Raw genomic sequence first — 14,146 nt, 5'->3', positions numbered from 1 at the left:
TGGAGGCCAACCGATACATCAACATGGACGACCTGCGCGAGCACAAGAAGCTCGCTCTGCGCCAAGCCGCATGACCAGCATCATGGCCGCCCCATTTTGCAGAACTTGACGCACACAACCTAGAAGTTTGGGTCGTGGCCCCACAGCGGCCGACCTATCCATCGGGTGGATGGTAGTTATCACAACAATCGATTTTACCAATATTATGGATTACTACTACAAGGCCGCCACTTAAAGCGGCCGGACGGTATCCGTCTCGCGTGGGCTGGTGCTGCCCGCAAAGATGCGGAGACGAACATGTGCGGGATTGTTGGCATCGTTGGGCAACAGCCGGTGTCGGATCGGTTGATCGGCGCGTTGAAGGGTTTGGAATATCGCGGCTATGATTCCGCCGGCGTTGCGACGATCATCGAGGGTGCCTTGCACCGCCGGCGCGCCGAGGGCAAGCTCGTCAATCTCGAGACGCGACTGAAGGAAGAGCCGCTGAGCGGCAACGTCGGCATCGGCCACACGCGTTGGGCAACCCACGGGGCCTCGACCGAACGCAATGCGCACCCGCACTTTAGCGACGGTGTCGCCGTAGTCCATAACGGCATCATCGAGAATTTCACCGAGCTGAAGGACGAATTGGCGGCGGATGGCGCCGAGTTCCAGACCGACACCGACACCGAGGTCGTTGGGCATCTCTTGGCAAGATACCGCCGAGAGGGCATGAGGCCGCAAGAGGCCACGCGTGCCATGCTGAAACGCGTCAAGGGCGCCTATGCGCTTGCCATCCTCTTCGAAGATGAACCGACGACCATCACGGCGGCGCGCAACGGACCACCGCTCGCGATCGGTCACGGCGACGGCGAGATGTTCCTGGGCTCCGACGCGATCGCCCTTGCTCCTTTCACCAATGAAATTACCTATCTCATCGACGGCGACTGGGCCGTTGTCGGCAATTCGGGCGCCCATATCTTCGATATCGACGGCCGTCCCGTCGAGCGTCCGCGCCATATCTCCACGGCCGCGGCCGATCTGGCCAACAAGGGCAACCATCGCCACTTCATGGAGAAGGAGATTTACGAGCAGCCCGAGGTCATCGCCCATGCTCTCCGTCATTACATTAACATCATAGACAGTCGCGACATGGTTCCTGGCATTGATTTCGCCAAGGTCCCGAGCTTGGCGATCTCTGCCTGCGGGACCGCCTATTTCGCCGGACTGATCGGAAAATACTGGTTCGAGCGCTATGCGCGCCTGACGGTTGAAATCGACGTTGCGTCCGAATTCCGTTACCGCGAGATCCCGTTGCCGCCGCAGTCGGCGGCTCTTTTCATCTCGCAGTCCGGCGAAACCGCCGATACGCTTGCGTCATTGAGGTACTGCAAGGAGCGTGGGCTGAAAATTGGCGCTATCGTCAATGCCTGCGAATCGACCATCGCTCGGGAGGCCGATACGGTTTTCCCGATCCTTGCCGGACCGGAGATCGGCGTCGCCTCTACCAAGGCTTTTACCTGCCAGCTTGCCGTTCTAGCAGCACTCGCCATCGGCGCGGCCAGAGCCCGCGGGACCGTCCCCGAAGACGAGCTGCAGGGGCTCGTCAGGAGCCTCGCCGAATTGCCGCGCGTGATGGGCCACGTACTCGAGAGCATCCAGCCGGAAATCGAGTTCTTGTCGCGCGAACTGTCAAAGTGTCGTGACGTCCTGTATCTCGGCCGTGGCACCAGTTTCCCGCTAGCGATGGAAGGTGCGCTGAAGCTCAAGGAGATTTCCTACATCCATGCCGAGGGCTATGCAGCGGGTGAATTGAAGCACGGGCCGATCGCATTGATAGACGAGAACATGCCAGTGATCGTCATCGCGCCCCATGACCGTCTTTTCGACAAGACCGTTTCCAACATGCAGGAAGTGGCTGCCCGTGGAGGGCGGATTATCCTCATCACCGATGAAAAAGGGGCAGCCGTATCGAAACTCGAAACCATGCACACGCTCGTGCTGCCGGTTGTCGACGAGATTATCGCGCCAATGATCTTCTCGCTCCCGATACAGCTTCTAGCCTACCACACGGCGCTCTTCATGGGGACGGATGTAGACCAGCCGCGCAATCTCGCAAAATCGGTCACGGTCGAATGATTGTGAACCTGTACAGGTGGCGATGCGCCTCCAGGAAAGCGGTACCCCTTGTCTGGATCCGAAGCCCGGATCAAACCAGATGACCATTGTTTGCTGCAATTGCGAAACTCGGTAGCGGTTACGAGCGGGTCTTTCGCTGCCTCGCCGGTGGAGATTGCCGAAGCTGGCAGTGTCCGTGCCGAAAGTTCGAGTTGCTGTTCAAGAAAGCCATCGGCGAGAATGGTCCACGAAGGATCGCAGGTCGCATGCGCTACGCCGACCAGGCTCTCAGCACGGGTAGCCTTGATACTTGATCAGAAGCAGGTGAGCCGCCATATTCCGGCCCGGCCAGTTCAGCGGCCCATCCCATGCATGAGGCCGGTTCGGCCGAATGGACGACCATTTTTTTTATTTGCTAGGTGTGCGCCGCGGGGAGGAATCTCCGAGGGAGCTCCCAGTTCTTGGAGATGTCTATGAAGGATTCGCGCATTCCCGAACCAGTCTTGACGGCTATGTCCCAGGGAACCCACATCGTCCGCGCTTATCGCGAGCACCTTGGATATTCGATCGACGACCTGGCGGTCGCGTGCGGGCTGGCCGCTGAGGAAATCCAAAACATCGAGCGAGGTCTGAGGTACAGCAAGGGCTATCGGGATCGGATAGCGAAATCGCTTTCCATACCTGTGGGAATTCTTGAGTCGGAGTTGGACATTTCGGACGCCGCCTGATCAGTCGGATGACCTGCAATGGGTGGACTAGCTGTTGTGATGTGAAGCTTGCGGCTGATGTCGACTTTTGATTCGATTGGATGCGAATGCCTTCTGGCGCAGCTCGCCGAACAACAAAGCGATATAGCCGCCCGGAGTGCTACGAAACGTGCACGACGGCATCGGCTCGCGACGAAGGATTGTAACGGCGAACTCTTCCTAGTTTGGCAAGGCGATGCTGGCTTGAGCATCAACTCGGCCTACGGGCTGAATCGTCCAACATGGCGAGTCGCGCCGCTCTGAAATTAACATGGCGGGCATCCTGACGTTTCCGGGTTGACTATGGGCGTTCGAACCACGAAAAGGGGCCGCTCTTCGTGAGTGGCGTGCGCCGGCAGTCTGACCCCCAAGCCCCCCGCCCAGGCTGCCGGCGCGCTTCTAGAAAGATCGAAGTAGGCACTCGCTTGCGCTCTACCCGCTCACACCTTGTGGTTCCTCCTGCGGGTCCAGCGGACCACCATGGGTGTCGCCAGTTCTGGTGGTTACGCGCGTCCATTTGCGATCTCGTTCAGTGAGTGCACCGCAAGCACCCTCTCTGCTAGCCTGAAAAATTCATGGGGGTTGGTGGATGTGGGCGCAAGCCTTGAAATGACGTAGGATTTGGTTGCTTAAGCCGATCCGAAATTTCCCGGAGACCACACCCACCATGAACGATCTTGCGCTGCCGCTGAGCGGTTTGTCATCAGTCGGCGGCAAGTCCGTCGTCGCCCGTTTCACGGCGGCATGCTGTCGTCCAACAGCGGCGTTCTGGCCTTGGCCGAGGTGGAAAAGCGGTTGCGGGTGGCCGAGCGTCTGGCGCGTTGCATCGACGATCCGCGCTGCCCGGACCAGGTCGTCCACAGCCTGGCGGACATGATCGGCTTTCGCATGAAGATGATCGCCGCGGGCTACGAGGACGGCAACGACGCCAACCGGCTGCGCCGCGATCCGGTCTTCAAGATGGCCCAGGATGCGCTGCCGTCGGGTCGGGATCTGGCGTCGAAATCGACGCTGTGCCGGCTGGAGAACCTACCCGGCGTGAGGGAGTTGGTCGATGGGACGGGCGATGGTCGATCTCTATTGCGCCTCGTTCCGGCAGGTGCCGAAGCGGATCGTACTCGACATTGACGACACCTTCGACGCTGTGCACGGAGGCCAACAGCTTCGCCTGTTCAATGCCCACCATGACGAGTACGGCTTCCAGCCGATCGTCGTGTTCGATGGTGCGGGACGGTTCCCAGCGCGATCCTGCGACCGGCCAAGCGGCCGAGTGGGGCTGAGATCCGCCCCCACCTGCGCCCTCTGGTGCGGGCGATCCGGATCAACTGGCCGAACATTCGTATCCTGCTCCGCGGCGATAGCCATTATTGCAACCCGCAGGTCATCGACTGGTGCCGCGCCAACGACGTCGACTTCATCTTTGGCCTCGCGCCCACCACGACCCTGCGCAAGCATGTCGCGGATCTGGAGGCCAGCACGACGGCGCGCTTCGAAGCGTCGGCCAAGACAGGCAAGGTCCGCAGGTTCAAGGAGTTCGTTGACGGCGCCCGCGGCGCGGCCGGGCCGGCAGCACTCAGGCGGCTATAACGGGCGCAGAGCCGACCCTGAGGCTTCCAGACATTGTCGTGTACAGCTTCAGACCCTCAAGCCGAGCCCGCAGGGCCTCGCTTACCTTTTACGGGGCGGCGGTACGTCCAAGCCGCTTCAACAGTTAAGAATTTCGCAAAGACGATACCCCCGGATCGTCGAGCTTCCGCTGCCACTTCCCGCATTCGCCGAGGCGGTCAATGACCCGCCCTTCACAATAGTTATCTGGCAAGCATCTGGATGCGAGAGATAATGTTGCCGGAGGCATCTCTCATGGCTTCTACACCTGCCTGAACGCCAGAACCGCGTTCGTGCCGCCAAAGGCGAAGGAGTTGCTCAGTGCCACGCGCACCTTGCGCTCGCGTGCCACATTGGGCGTGACGTCGAGATCGCAATCGGGGTCCAGCTCACGATAATTGGCAGTCGGCGGCACGACGCTCTCGCGGATAGCCATCACGCAGGCGATCAACTCGAGCGCGCCGGACGCGCCGAGGCAATGCGCGTGCATGGACTTGGTAGAAGAAATGGACATTGAGAAGGCGTGCTGACCGAAGACTCGCTTGATCGCCGCCGTCTCGATCTGGTCGTTGGCCTTTGTGCCGGTGCCGTGCGCGTTGAGATAGTCGACATCCTCGGCGTCCAGCCTGGCATCGGCAAGGCAGGCCCGCATTGCTGCCTCCGGCCCCTCGACAGTCGGCGCGACGATGTCGGACGCATCGGCGGAAAGGCCGGCACCGGCAATTTCGGCAAGGATGGTGGCGCCCCGAGCCAGGGCATGCTCGTAGCTTTCCAGCACCGCCATGCCGGCGCCTTCACCAAGCGATAGGCCCTGGCGATCGGCCGAGAATGGCCGGCAAGCATCGGGCGAAAGCACGCGGATCGCTTCCCATGCCTTCAGCACACCCCATATGAGCGGCGCTTCGCTGCCGCCGGCAAGCATCACGTCGGCCCGGCCGTGCCTGATCTGGTCCACCGCGCAGGCAATCGCATGGTTTGCCGAGGAACAGGCGGACGTGACGCCGAAGACCGGCCCGCGCAGGCCGAGACTCATGCTGACCTGGCCGGCAGCGGCACCCGGCATCGCCTTGGGTACAGTCAAGAGAGCGGCACGCTTACCGCCCAGCAGGATGGCGCGGTAGGTTTGCTCGATCGCATCCCACCCGCAGCCGCCAACGCCCACCGTCGCACCGAAGCGATAGCTATTTCCCTCTTTGGAGGAAAGTCCGGCCTGACGCATGGCTTCGCGCGCCGCAAGAACAGCGAGCAGGCTGAAGCGGTCCATGGAGATGAGTTGCTTGCGGTCGATGTCATGCTCCGGCAGCGCTTTGATCTCGGCACCAATCCTGACCCTCAATTCATGGAGCTCGGAGTTGACGATTGGGCCGATGGCGGAGCGGCCTTCTCGCATCTCTGTCCAAATGGCGGCGGTGTTGGTCCCAAGCCCGCAAATCCCGCCAATCCCAGTAATCACGACGCGCCTGTCCATTCACACCCCCGTAGCGAGCAAGCTGCGCACGGCTTCCACCATGTCCCCAACATTCTGGAGATCCGACCATGCCTCGGCCGTATTCATCTCGATCTCGATGCCGTAGGCCTGCTCCAGGTCCCAGAGAACGTCCGCCAATCCCAGTGAATCGATACCGAGCGAAGTCAGTCTCGTGGCAGCCGTTATCTCGCCGCCTGTGGCAGGCGCTATGCCGCCCTCCGACGCGGCGCGCTTCTTGATCATGGCGATTATTTCGTTGGCGAGTTGATCTGCCATCTTGTTTCCTTTCCAGCTTGCGTTTTCGGCGTCGTTCAAAACCCGAATCGCGTCGCGTTGCCAAAATTGCCCCTCATGGAGCCCTGTGCGCCGACCAAGCCCAATGCCCATAGGAACCGGACGAGTTCCGGCTTCTGCGGCGTCAGCCCGATGACGAAGAAAAGTCGCCGGCCTCCCGCTTTTGCGCCAGCACATCAAGAATCTGCGTGTAAATGGATAGGAACCGTCGTCAAACGTCAGCTAAACGCTGCGACGGTGGGTGCTGTCAGCGTATTCACTCGGCACCTCATATGTAATCGAGATGTTTCATAGCTCCGGACCAGTTGCGATCAACTATTGTACCGGTCCGCCATTCGTCGGAGAGTTCGACATGATCGGAGCGCTGCCTCTCATTTCCAGTACAATCTCCACCGCACGCGACAAATTTCCTCTTTCGGGCTCTTCTCAAGGGACTCGCCACGCGATAGGGGCAGTGATCGGCGCACTTGAGATCCTGCCAGGTCCATGCGACATTCCGGAAAATTGGTAAAATCCTTTGTTTCAATCAAATTCATCCACGCTATGGATAGCTAAGACATGCGTTTCAAAGGGCTCGATCTGAATCTTCTCGTCGTTCTCGACGCGCTGCTGAGCGAGCGCAGCCTCACGGCGGCGGCACGCGCATCAACCTAGCCAAATTCATGGGGGTTGGTGGATGTGGCGCAAGCCCGTTGAAATGACGTAGGATTTGGTTGCTTAAGCCGATCCGAACCATTTCCCGAGACCACACCCACCATGAACGATCTTGCGCTGCCGCTGAGCGGTTTGTCATCAGTCGGCGGCAAGTCCGTCGTCGCCCGTTTCACGGCGGCATGCTGTCGTCCAACAGCGGCGTTCTGGCCTTGGCCGAGGTGGAAAAGCGGTTGCGGGTGGCCGAGCGTCTGGCGCGTTGCATCGACGATCCGCGCTGCCCGGACCAGGTCGTCCACAGCCTGGCGGACATGATCGGCTTTCGCATGAAGATGATCGCCGCCGGCTACGAGGACGGCAACGACGCCAACCGGCTGCGCCGCGCTCTCGACACCTTCGACGCTGTGCACGGAGGCCAACAGCTTCGCCTGTTCAATGCCCACCATGACGAGTACGGCTTCCAGCCGATCGTCGTGTTCGATGGTGCGGGACGGTTCGTCAGCGCGATCCTGCGACCGGCCAAGCGGCCGAGTGGGGCTGAGATCCGCCCCCACCTGCGCCGTCTGGTGCGGGCGATCCGGATCAACTGGCCGAACATTCGTATCCTGCTCCGCGGCGATAGCCATTATTGCAACCCGCAGGTCATCGACTGGTGCCGCCCCAACGACGTCGACTTCATCTTTGGCCTCGCGCCCACCACGACCCTGCGCAAGCATGTCGCGGATCTGGATGCCAGCACGACGGCGCGCTTCGAAGCGTCGGCCAAGACAGGCAAGGTCCGCAGGTTCAAGGAGTTCGTTGACGGCGCCGCTAGTTGGAGCCGCGTCGAGCGCATCATCGCGCGGGTCGAGGTCGGCGCCCACGGTGGCGATATCCGCTTCGTCGTCACCAACCTTGCCGGTGGGAAGGCCAAGGCGCTCTACGAGGATGTCTACTGCCGGCGCGGCGCGGCCGAGAACCACATCGTGGAAGACGCATCTTGCCGCCGACCGCACATCCTGCACCAGAGCGACGGCCAACCAGTTCCGGCTATTCCTGCATGCCGGTGCTTACTGGTTGATGTGGGGCTTGCGGGCCGCGATGCCGAGGCGCTCGAGCTTTGCCGTCGCCCAATTCGACACGCTGCGATTGCGCCTCATCAAAATCGCTGCGCGGGTGGTCGAGATGAAATCGCAAATCCGCCTGCACCTGCCGACATCGTGCCCCGACCAGCGCATCCTGCGCATCGTCCTCGATCGCATCCCCCAACTCGCGACATAACGATGGGCGCAGGCGCCCGAAACGAACCCGCCGACCGCAACCTGTAAACCCCCGCCTGCCATCACGACGGATCATCGCCGGCACCCGACGAGGCTTGTCAAAATGCACAGGGCGGCCAGATCGCCGATGCAGGCCGCCGAAAGCTCATCGCCGTGCATCAAGGCGGCTAGATGGCAACGAGGCTTATGCCGCCCGTGCATCGCAGCTCCATATGCATGAGGGGTCGTCGCTTCAAAATACTTGATACATTTGCGCTTGCGTAGCTCCTTGCATGCGCGCGATGCCAGGAGGAGACCTCTGTCTAAACGCTCGCATCGATGCAACGCCGTTGACACCATCAAGGCGGCGACCGCTTTGCCACGGCCGCCGCAGCCCTTTTCGAGCATCACGATCATGTCGGCGCCATCGCAGTGATGCACATGCAAATTCAGAGATGCACTCTGGCCATATGCTAGGTGCCCAGCATATGTCCGGCATCCCGCAACGCCGCTACGAAAAGACGGGCATTGCCGTTGGCATCCATCTTGGCCTGCATCGACAGGGGCATCCTGTGCCAGCTCTCCAAGGCCGCAATGTAATGTGAGAACATACCGTTAACGATGCAATAGTGGGTAACTAGGCCGTGTCCGTCTAACGCCAGCACGCCGAATTGGCCGCCGTGATATCGGATGGCTGCGACCCGCTGGACCTGCGCGTCACCGTCGATCCGAACGTCGAAAAGCAGGCTGCCGCGGCTCCTGGTGGCTATCTCGGCGGCTTTTTCAGCGAAGCTCAACGAGAGCAAGCGGACGCTTTCGACTGCCATCTGTAAAACCATCAAGTTCAGTTCATCCACTGCCATGAGGTACCTGTGCGCAAGACATGGGTGATTGCAATCGACCACACCGCTTGTTCACAGATGTCGGCTCACGACCGGTTATTCAGGGTTCGCCGGTCATCCATTGAGGGCGTGCTCATCAAAATGCTCCTGAAGTGGAATGCGCTGCTTCTACGAAACGCAAGGAGCAGGCCAGCCAAGCTGTCGCGACAATTGACCTCATAATCCATCCCGATATCTGGATTTCGGCATCGCTGAACATCCCTGATTAGTGAGCTGTTTGCGGCAAGCCCATCTCGGCTTTGTACCCCGAAACCGTTGCACCGGCGTCGCTCGGCGCTCGGGACCGCCAGGCTCTGCTCGTCGAGAACTTTGTCCCCGAGAAGCGTTCGACTCTGAGCATTCCGCTCAAGGGTGACGTCTCGTCCGTGTCCTTGCAGCTCACCGCGAAGGCTTTTTGCGCATCGCACGCAAGCGCACGAATTGGTCTCCGTTCACTTCACAAAATGGTTTTCCTGAAGTACTTGAGCGCAGAGAAATCTCCGGTCGCAGCCTACCCGGTTAAAACAAGGACCCAACGATGAAGACTCTCGTCGTCTGCTCCGGCGGATTGGATTCCGTTACTCTTGCCCACAAGGTGGCAGCGGAGCACCAGCTTACCGGCCTGCTATCGTTCGATTACGGCCAACGGCATAGGAAGGAATTGGGCTTCGCCACCCTTTGCGCGGAGCGCCTGAGTGTCCCGCAGCGAATCATCGATATCCACGAGATCGGCGGCGGCCTTTCCGGCTCCGCGCTGACCGACAATGTGGACGTGCCCGACGGGCACTATGCCGAAGACACGATGAAGATAACCGTGGTGCCCAACCGGAACGCCATCATGTTGGCCATTGCCTTCGGCCTCGCCGCAGCGCAAGACGCTGACGCAGTGGCGACGGCCGTGCATGGTGGGGATCACGTTGTCTATCCCGATTGCCGTCCGGCCTTCATCGACGCTTTCCAGATGATGCAGAACCACGCGCTCGACGGCTACGCGCAGATTCGCCTTTATGCACCCTATGTGAACTTGGCGAAGGCGGACATTGTTACGGATGGAGCCACATACGGCACGCCGTTTGCGCAGACCTGGTCCTGTTACAAGGGCGCCGAGCGTCATTGCGGGAGGTGCGGGACCTGCGTCGAGCGGCGTGAGGCGTTTCACATCGCTGGGCACCCGGACCCAACGGAGTATGAGGACTCCGACTTCTGGCTCGGAGCGCTGCGAAGGACCACCGCGTAATGTTCCGCATCACCAAGGAATTCCACTTCTCAGCCTCGCATCAGCTCACCTCATTGCCACCCGATCACCAATGCGCGCGCCTGCACGGACATAACTACATCGTCGAAGTGGAGCTTTCAGCGGATGGACTGGACGATCACGGCTTCGTGCGCGACTACCACGACTTGGCGCCATTCAAACGCTACATCGACGAGAGCTTCGACCACCGACATCTCAACGACGTGCTGGGACACGAGCAAGTCACGGCGGAATATCTGGCCAGACATTTCTACGAATGGTGCAAGGCACGCCTGAGCGAAACCGCGGCCGTGCGGGTGAGCGAAACGCCGAAAACCTGGGCGGAATACCGGCCATGACGAATACTCATCCCGCAATCCGCGTTAGCGAGATTTTCGGGCCGACGATCCAGGGCGAGGGCGTGCTCATAGGTTTGCCGACGATCTTCGTCAGAACCGGCGGGTGTGACTATCGCTGTTCCTGGTGCGACAGCCTCCATGCTGTGGACAATCAATTCCGCCATGAATGGGAGATGATGTCCGTTGGCGCGGTGTGGAAAAATGTGCTTGCCCTTTCCGGTGGCCGCCCGCTGATGGTGTCGCTATCAGGCGGCAATCCGGCCATCCAGCCGCTCGGCGCGCTCATCGACCGGGGCCATGGTGACGGTTACCGTTTTGCGCTGGAAACCCAAGGGTCGCTTGCCAGGGACTGGTTTGCGCAGCTTGACGTGCTGATCCTCAGCCCAAAGCCGCCGTCAAGCCAAATGACGACAGATTGGGCCGCTGTCGAGGCGTGCCTCCAGGCGGCACAAGGCAAGCCCCAAGTCGTGCTCAAGCTCATTGTTTTCGACGAAAGGGACTACACCTACGCGAAAGACGCCGCTGCGCAATTTCCGCAACTTCCGATCTATCTGCAGCCTGGCAATCACACGCCGCCACACCCCACAAATGATGACGCGCCTGTCGACCTTGACGGAATATTGAAGCGCATGGAGTGGCTGGTTGACAGCGTGACCCGCGACCGATGGTTCGAGGCCCGCGTGCTACCGCAGCTGCACGTTGTGCTCTGGGGTAACAAGAGAGCCGTCTAGCCCAGGCCCTTTCCACTGGAACTGCGCCGGCAGAATTCGGGTGAACGGGTGGTTCAGGTCGAAGGGAGCTGTCGCCTACAACCATGATCCGACAGGCAGGGCTCGAGCGGACGATATCGTCGCTGCGCCAAGACGCGTCTGGTCCGCTCCGAATCTTGTCTCGATAGACGGTCGCCGATCAACAAACGTACCGCGGTCCATGATCGACTGAGAGGCATGACCGTTCCTCTGAGTGCTCAGACTGCCGCCGAGTGCCTGGCCGTTCCAGCTTCGAAATATTTGTCGAACCTGGCCGCGATGCTTCGGACGAAAGGGCGACTTTCAGCCGGCACAACGAATCTGTCGCCATCAAGTTCAAGCAATCGAACCGGATCGTGGAGGGCCATGGAACTTGACTGAAGGAGGAGCCTCTGGCCGGCCTCGCCGAAGCGTTCCACCAGATCGATGGCCGAGAAGGCGAAGTCGCACATCAAACGCTCGATGATCCAGCCGCGAACGCGGTCGTCGTTGGAAAGTGCGATACCCCGAACAGCGGCCAGCCCGCCGTCATCAACCGTGCATCGATATTCGCTGGTCGAAGGCATGTTCTGCGCATAGCCCTGCCGAAACTGGCTGATGGACGATGGGCCTAACCCAATCAAGGTTTCGCAGCAATCGTCGGTGTAACCCTGAAAGTTCCGGTGCAGTGTTCCGGCGCGGGCGGCAAGGGCCAGGGCATCGCCGGGTTTGGCGAAATGGTCGAGGCCGATTGCTTCGTACCCCTGGTCCACGATCGCCCGCGCCGCCAGTTGCGATTGAGCAAATCTCTCCGCGGGACCGGGCAGCCATGCCTCGTCTATCATCGTCTGATGTTTCTTGAACCACGGCACATGGGCGTAGCCAAAAAGCGCTATCCTGTCCGGCTCCAGGGTCAGTGCCTGCGCGACCGTTGAGGAAACGCTCGCCCTGGTCTGGTGCGGCAGGCCGTACAGCAGGTCTAGATTGACGGATTCGACGCCGCGCGAACGAACACCGTCGACTACCGCTTTGGTCTGCAAAAAGCTCTGCTCGCGGTTGATTGCCTTCTGAACCTTCGGATCGAAGTCCTGGACGCCGAGGCTCGCACGAGTCATGCCGATTTCGGCAAGCGCATCGAGGCGGGCTCCATCCATATCGTTGGGTTCGATTTCAACGCTGATCTTGGCGCCGGGAAGAAAGCCGAAGCTGTTGCGCAGGGCGGTTCCCAGCGCCACCATATCTTCGGGTTTGAGGATGGTCGGCGAACCGCCACCGAAATGGACGGCACGGACGCGACCCTTGCCTGCGACAAGACTGGCGACGGTGGCGATCTCGGCATGCAGTGAGCGCAGATATGTGGTCACCGGTTCGTAATGGCGTGTCTGCTTGGTATGGCAGGCACAGAACCAGCAAAGCTTGTCGCAGTAAGGGATGTGCAGATAGAGCGAGATCTCGTCACCACCGCCGAGCGCTTGCAGCCAGCCACGACAAACGGCAGCATCAACGCCTGGATGGAAATGCGGCGCGGTCGGGTAGCTCGTGTAGCGCGGGACGTTCTCGCCAAATCTGGCAACTAGCTTTTGTCGCATGTCGTGGTCCACCGTGTTTGCGTCGCCCGAACTGTGGATGCTTGGATGAGCCTAAGCCCTGATTTCGATCAACCTTCAGCACGGACAAACTGCCGCAAGGATTTTTCTACCGTGGATGCTATCCTGCCCGCACGGACCGGTAGAGCGATCGAATGACATTACGGCAGGATATTCACAGTTCCGGCATCCCCGTTCTTTGCCTGTCTTGCGAGGCACGGCGCCGCGGTGTCTGTGGCGCGCTAGAGCCAGACCATTTGGCTCAGCTCGCCAAGACGTCGTCGCGGCACAATATCGAGCCGGGGGTCGAACTGATCGGCGACGCCGAGGCGGTCGATTGTTATTCGAACGTGCTTTCAGGCGTGGTGAAGCTCACGAAGAGCCTGTCAGATGGACGCCAACAGATTGTCGGCCTGCAGTTCGCCCCGGATTTTCTGGGTCGGCCCTTCAAGATGAAAAGTGCGATCAATGCGGAAGCGGCAACAGCTGTCTCGCTATGCTCGTTTCCCAGAGCGGCCATCGAACGGATGATGAAGCAGTCACCCGAATTTGTGCATCGCCTGCTCAAGCAGGCGCTGAACGAACTTGACGAGGCACGCGAATGGATGGTGACTCTGGGGCGCAAGACCGCACCAGAGAAGGTGGCGAGCTTTCTCCTCATGATTGCCCGGAACATCGGCTCCAATGTTGACCCGACGGCTAGCTCGACGTGCTTCGAGCTGCCGATGACGCGTGCCGACATTTCTGATTTCCTTGGAATCACAAACGAGACCGTGAGCCGTCAGCTGACCAGCCTGAGGTTGGACGGCGTGATTCGGATCGAGAACAACCGCCGCGTCACCGTGGACAGCATGAGCCGGCTGGAACGGCGCTGCGGCGGCCGAGGCGCTACAGTCGTTTGAATGACGCAGAAGCTGCATGGCCCCCGTCACTTACTTCATTCGGGGCAGGGCATGCTCGCGTTGGGCTCAGAAGAAGTCGCGTAGCGACGCCCGTTCTCCATCCGATCGTATGCGCCAGTTGCCTTTCGGCTCGTGGGCGAAGCATCCACACTTGGCCGAAGTCAATACGCCTCATCCGCAGGGGAAAATCGCCGTCTCCCCAAAGCCATGAATGTCACGACGGCAGCGTAACGCTGGCGCTGGCTGTTCCAAGGCATTGAACGCGGGGTTCGGTAAGGCGTCGACCTGCTTTCCAGCGTCGCAGAAGGTGCGCTCCCCCACACGCCCGCGGTCGCCTCCGCACCCGGGGCCCGACCG

The 14,146-nt window shown here is 60.4% G+C and carries 12 protein-coding genes and 3 pseudogenes; 10 read left to right on the top strand and 5 right to left on the bottom strand.

The genetic code is table 11. The features are described 5' to 3' along the window. Window positions 1-297: 297 nt before the first annotated feature. From glmS to NKI10_RS24325, 5 genes and pseudogenes are all read left to right on the top strand, one after another. A complete protein-coding gene (gene glmS / locus NKI10_RS24345) occupies window positions 298-2,118 on the top strand; it encodes a glutamine--fructose-6-phosphate transaminase (isomerizing) (RefSeq protein WP_023808082.1) in 1,821 nt (606 codons plus the stop codon). 452 nt (window positions 2,119-2,570) lie between these two features. Further along, the gene (locus NKI10_RS24340) at window positions 2,571-2,825 is read left to right on the top strand and encodes a helix-turn-helix domain-containing protein (RefSeq protein ID WP_031197535.1); all 255 of its coding nucleotides are present in this window, start codon (window positions 2,571-2,573) and stop codon (window positions 2,823-2,825) included. 762 nt (window positions 2,826-3,587) lie between these two features. Then, window positions 3,588-3,971 (top strand): transposase, encoded by a 384-nt coding sequence (locus tag NKI10_RS24335; protein ID WP_352862154.1) that lies wholly within the window; start codon window positions 3,588-3,590, stop codon window positions 3,969-3,971. After that, window positions 3,898-4,430, top strand: a pseudogene (locus tag NKI10_RS24330) (transposase). The gene NKI10_RS24335 and the pseudogene NKI10_RS24330 overlap by 74 nt, the downstream one beginning before the upstream one ends. 129 nt (window positions 4,431-4,559) lie before the next feature. Next, window positions 4,560-4,724: pseudogene (locus NKI10_RS24325) on the top strand (LysR family transcriptional regulator); the annotation flags it as partial. Here NKI10_RS24325 and NKI10_RS24320 read toward each other — a convergent pair. Beyond that, window positions 4,711-5,916 (bottom strand): beta-ketoacyl-[acyl-carrier-protein] synthase family protein, encoded by a 1,206-nt coding sequence (locus NKI10_RS24320; protein ID WP_023808085.1) that lies wholly within the window; start codon window positions 5,914-5,916, stop codon window positions 4,711-4,713. The pseudogene NKI10_RS24325 and the gene NKI10_RS24320 sit on opposite strands and share 14 nt — an antisense overlap. Then, window positions 5,917-6,192 carry an acyl carrier protein gene (locus tag NKI10_RS24315; protein WP_031206078.1) on the bottom strand — a complete coding sequence of 92 codons (276 nt, stop codon included), beginning with the start codon at window positions 6,190-6,192 and terminating at the stop codon, window positions 5,917-5,919. Window positions 6,193-6,966: 774 nt separating this feature from the next. On the opposite strand from NKI10_RS24315, the pseudogene NKI10_RS24310 reads away from it, so the two are divergent. Then, window positions 6,967-8,121: pseudogene (locus NKI10_RS24310) on the top strand (IS1380 family transposase). Between the two features lie 71 nt (window positions 8,122-8,192). Here NKI10_RS24310 and NKI10_RS24305 read toward each other — a convergent pair. Further along, window positions 8,193-8,516, bottom strand: a complete 324-nt coding sequence (locus NKI10_RS24305) for a hypothetical protein (protein WP_352862153.1) — start codon at window positions 8,514-8,516, stop codon at window positions 8,193-8,195. A gap of 56 nt (window positions 8,517-8,572) precedes the next feature. Beyond that, entirely contained in the window at window positions 8,573-8,962 is a 390-nt protein-coding gene (locus NKI10_RS24300) for a hypothetical protein (RefSeq protein ID WP_352862152.1), read from the bottom strand. Between the two features lie 556 nt (window positions 8,963-9,518). Here NKI10_RS24300 and queC point away from each other — a divergent pair. Genes queC through queE form a run of 3 tightly spaced genes read left to right on the top strand, consistent with a single transcriptional unit; the run spans window position 9,519 to window position 11,304 of the window. Beyond that, complete coding sequence (gene queC, locus NKI10_RS24295) at window positions 9,519-10,217, top strand: 7-cyano-7-deazaguanine synthase QueC (RefSeq protein ID WP_352862151.1); 699 nt, start codon at window positions 9,519-9,521, stop codon at window positions 10,215-10,217. Further along, window positions 10,217-10,573, top strand: coding sequence for a 6-carboxytetrahydropterin synthase QueD (queD, locus tag NKI10_RS24290; RefSeq protein ID WP_023807034.1), 357 nt, complete (start codon window positions 10,217-10,219; stop codon window positions 10,571-10,573). Before queC ends, queD begins: the two co-directional genes overlap by 1 nt. Continuing rightward, window positions 10,570-11,304 carry a 7-carboxy-7-deazaguanine synthase QueE gene (gene queE / locus NKI10_RS24285; protein WP_023713158.1) on the top strand — a complete coding sequence of 245 codons (735 nt, stop codon included), beginning with the start codon at window positions 10,570-10,572 and terminating at the stop codon, window positions 11,302-11,304. Before queD ends, queE begins: the two co-directional genes overlap by 4 nt. A gap of 236 nt (window positions 11,305-11,540) precedes the next feature. Here queE and hemN read toward each other — a convergent pair whose 3' ends face one another. After that, window positions 11,541-12,890 (bottom strand): oxygen-independent coproporphyrinogen III oxidase, encoded by a 1,350-nt coding sequence (gene hemN, locus NKI10_RS24280; protein ID WP_352652410.1) that lies wholly within the window; start codon window positions 12,888-12,890, stop codon window positions 11,541-11,543. Between the two features lie 152 nt (window positions 12,891-13,042). Here hemN and NKI10_RS24275 point away from each other — a divergent pair, with 152 nt between their 5' ends. Next, window positions 13,043-13,789: a Crp/Fnr family transcriptional regulator gene (locus NKI10_RS24275; protein WP_031209009.1), complete on the top strand. Its 747-nt coding sequence runs from the start codon at window positions 13,043-13,045 to the stop codon at window positions 13,787-13,789. The last annotated feature ends 357 nt before the right edge of the window (window positions 13,790-14,146 follow it).

Origin of the sequence: Mesorhizobium sp. M0802 (assembly GCF_040320115.1) — a bacterium.
Lineage (GTDB): Bacteria > Pseudomonadota > Alphaproteobacteria > Rhizobiales > Rhizobiaceae > Mesorhizobium.
The sequence above is the reverse complement of the archived record's forward strand: the minus strand, read 5'-3'. Positions and strand labels throughout refer to the sequence as shown.

Excerpts from the sequence above, each read along its gene's own strand:
- queE (WP_023713158.1), top strand. The coding sequence starts at position 10,570 with ATGACGAATACTCATCCCGCAATCCGCGTTAGCGAGATTTTCGGGCCG.
- hemN (WP_352652410.1), bottom strand. The coding sequence starts at position 12,890 with ATGCGACAAAAGCTAGTTGCCAGATTTGGCGAGAACGTCCCGCGCTAC.
- NKI10_RS24275 (WP_031209009.1), top strand. The coding sequence starts at position 13,043 with ATGACATTACGGCAGGATATTCACAGTTCCGGCATCCCCGTTCTTTGC.
- NKI10_RS24300 (WP_352862152.1), bottom strand. The coding sequence starts at position 8,962 with ATGGCAGTGGATGAACTGAACTTGATGGTTTTACAGATGGCAGTCGAA.
- queD (WP_023807034.1), top strand. The coding sequence starts at position 10,217 with ATGTTCCGCATCACCAAGGAATTCCACTTCTCAGCCTCGCATCAGCTC.
- queC (WP_352862151.1), top strand. The coding sequence starts at position 9,519 with ATGAAGACTCTCGTCGTCTGCTCCGGCGGATTGGATTCCGTTACTCTT.
- NKI10_RS24340 (WP_031197535.1), top strand. The coding sequence starts at position 2,571 with ATGAAGGATTCGCGCATTCCCGAACCAGTCTTGACGGCTATGTCCCAG.
- glmS (WP_023808082.1), top strand. The coding sequence starts at position 298 with ATGTGCGGGATTGTTGGCATCGTTGGGCAACAGCCGGTGTCGGATCGG.
- NKI10_RS24320 (WP_023808085.1), bottom strand. The coding sequence starts at position 5,916 with ATGGACAGGCGCGTCGTGATTACTGGGATTGGCGGGATTTGCGGGCTT.
- NKI10_RS24305 (WP_352862153.1), bottom strand. The coding sequence starts at position 8,516 with ATGATCGTGATGCTCGAAAAGGGCTGCGGCGGCCGTGGCAAAGCGGTC.
- NKI10_RS24315 (WP_031206078.1), bottom strand. The coding sequence starts at position 6,192 with ATGGCAGATCAACTCGCCAACGAAATAATCGCCATGATCAAGAAGCGC.
- NKI10_RS24335 (WP_352862154.1), top strand. The coding sequence starts at position 3,588 with ATGCTGTCGTCCAACAGCGGCGTTCTGGCCTTGGCCGAGGTGGAAAAG.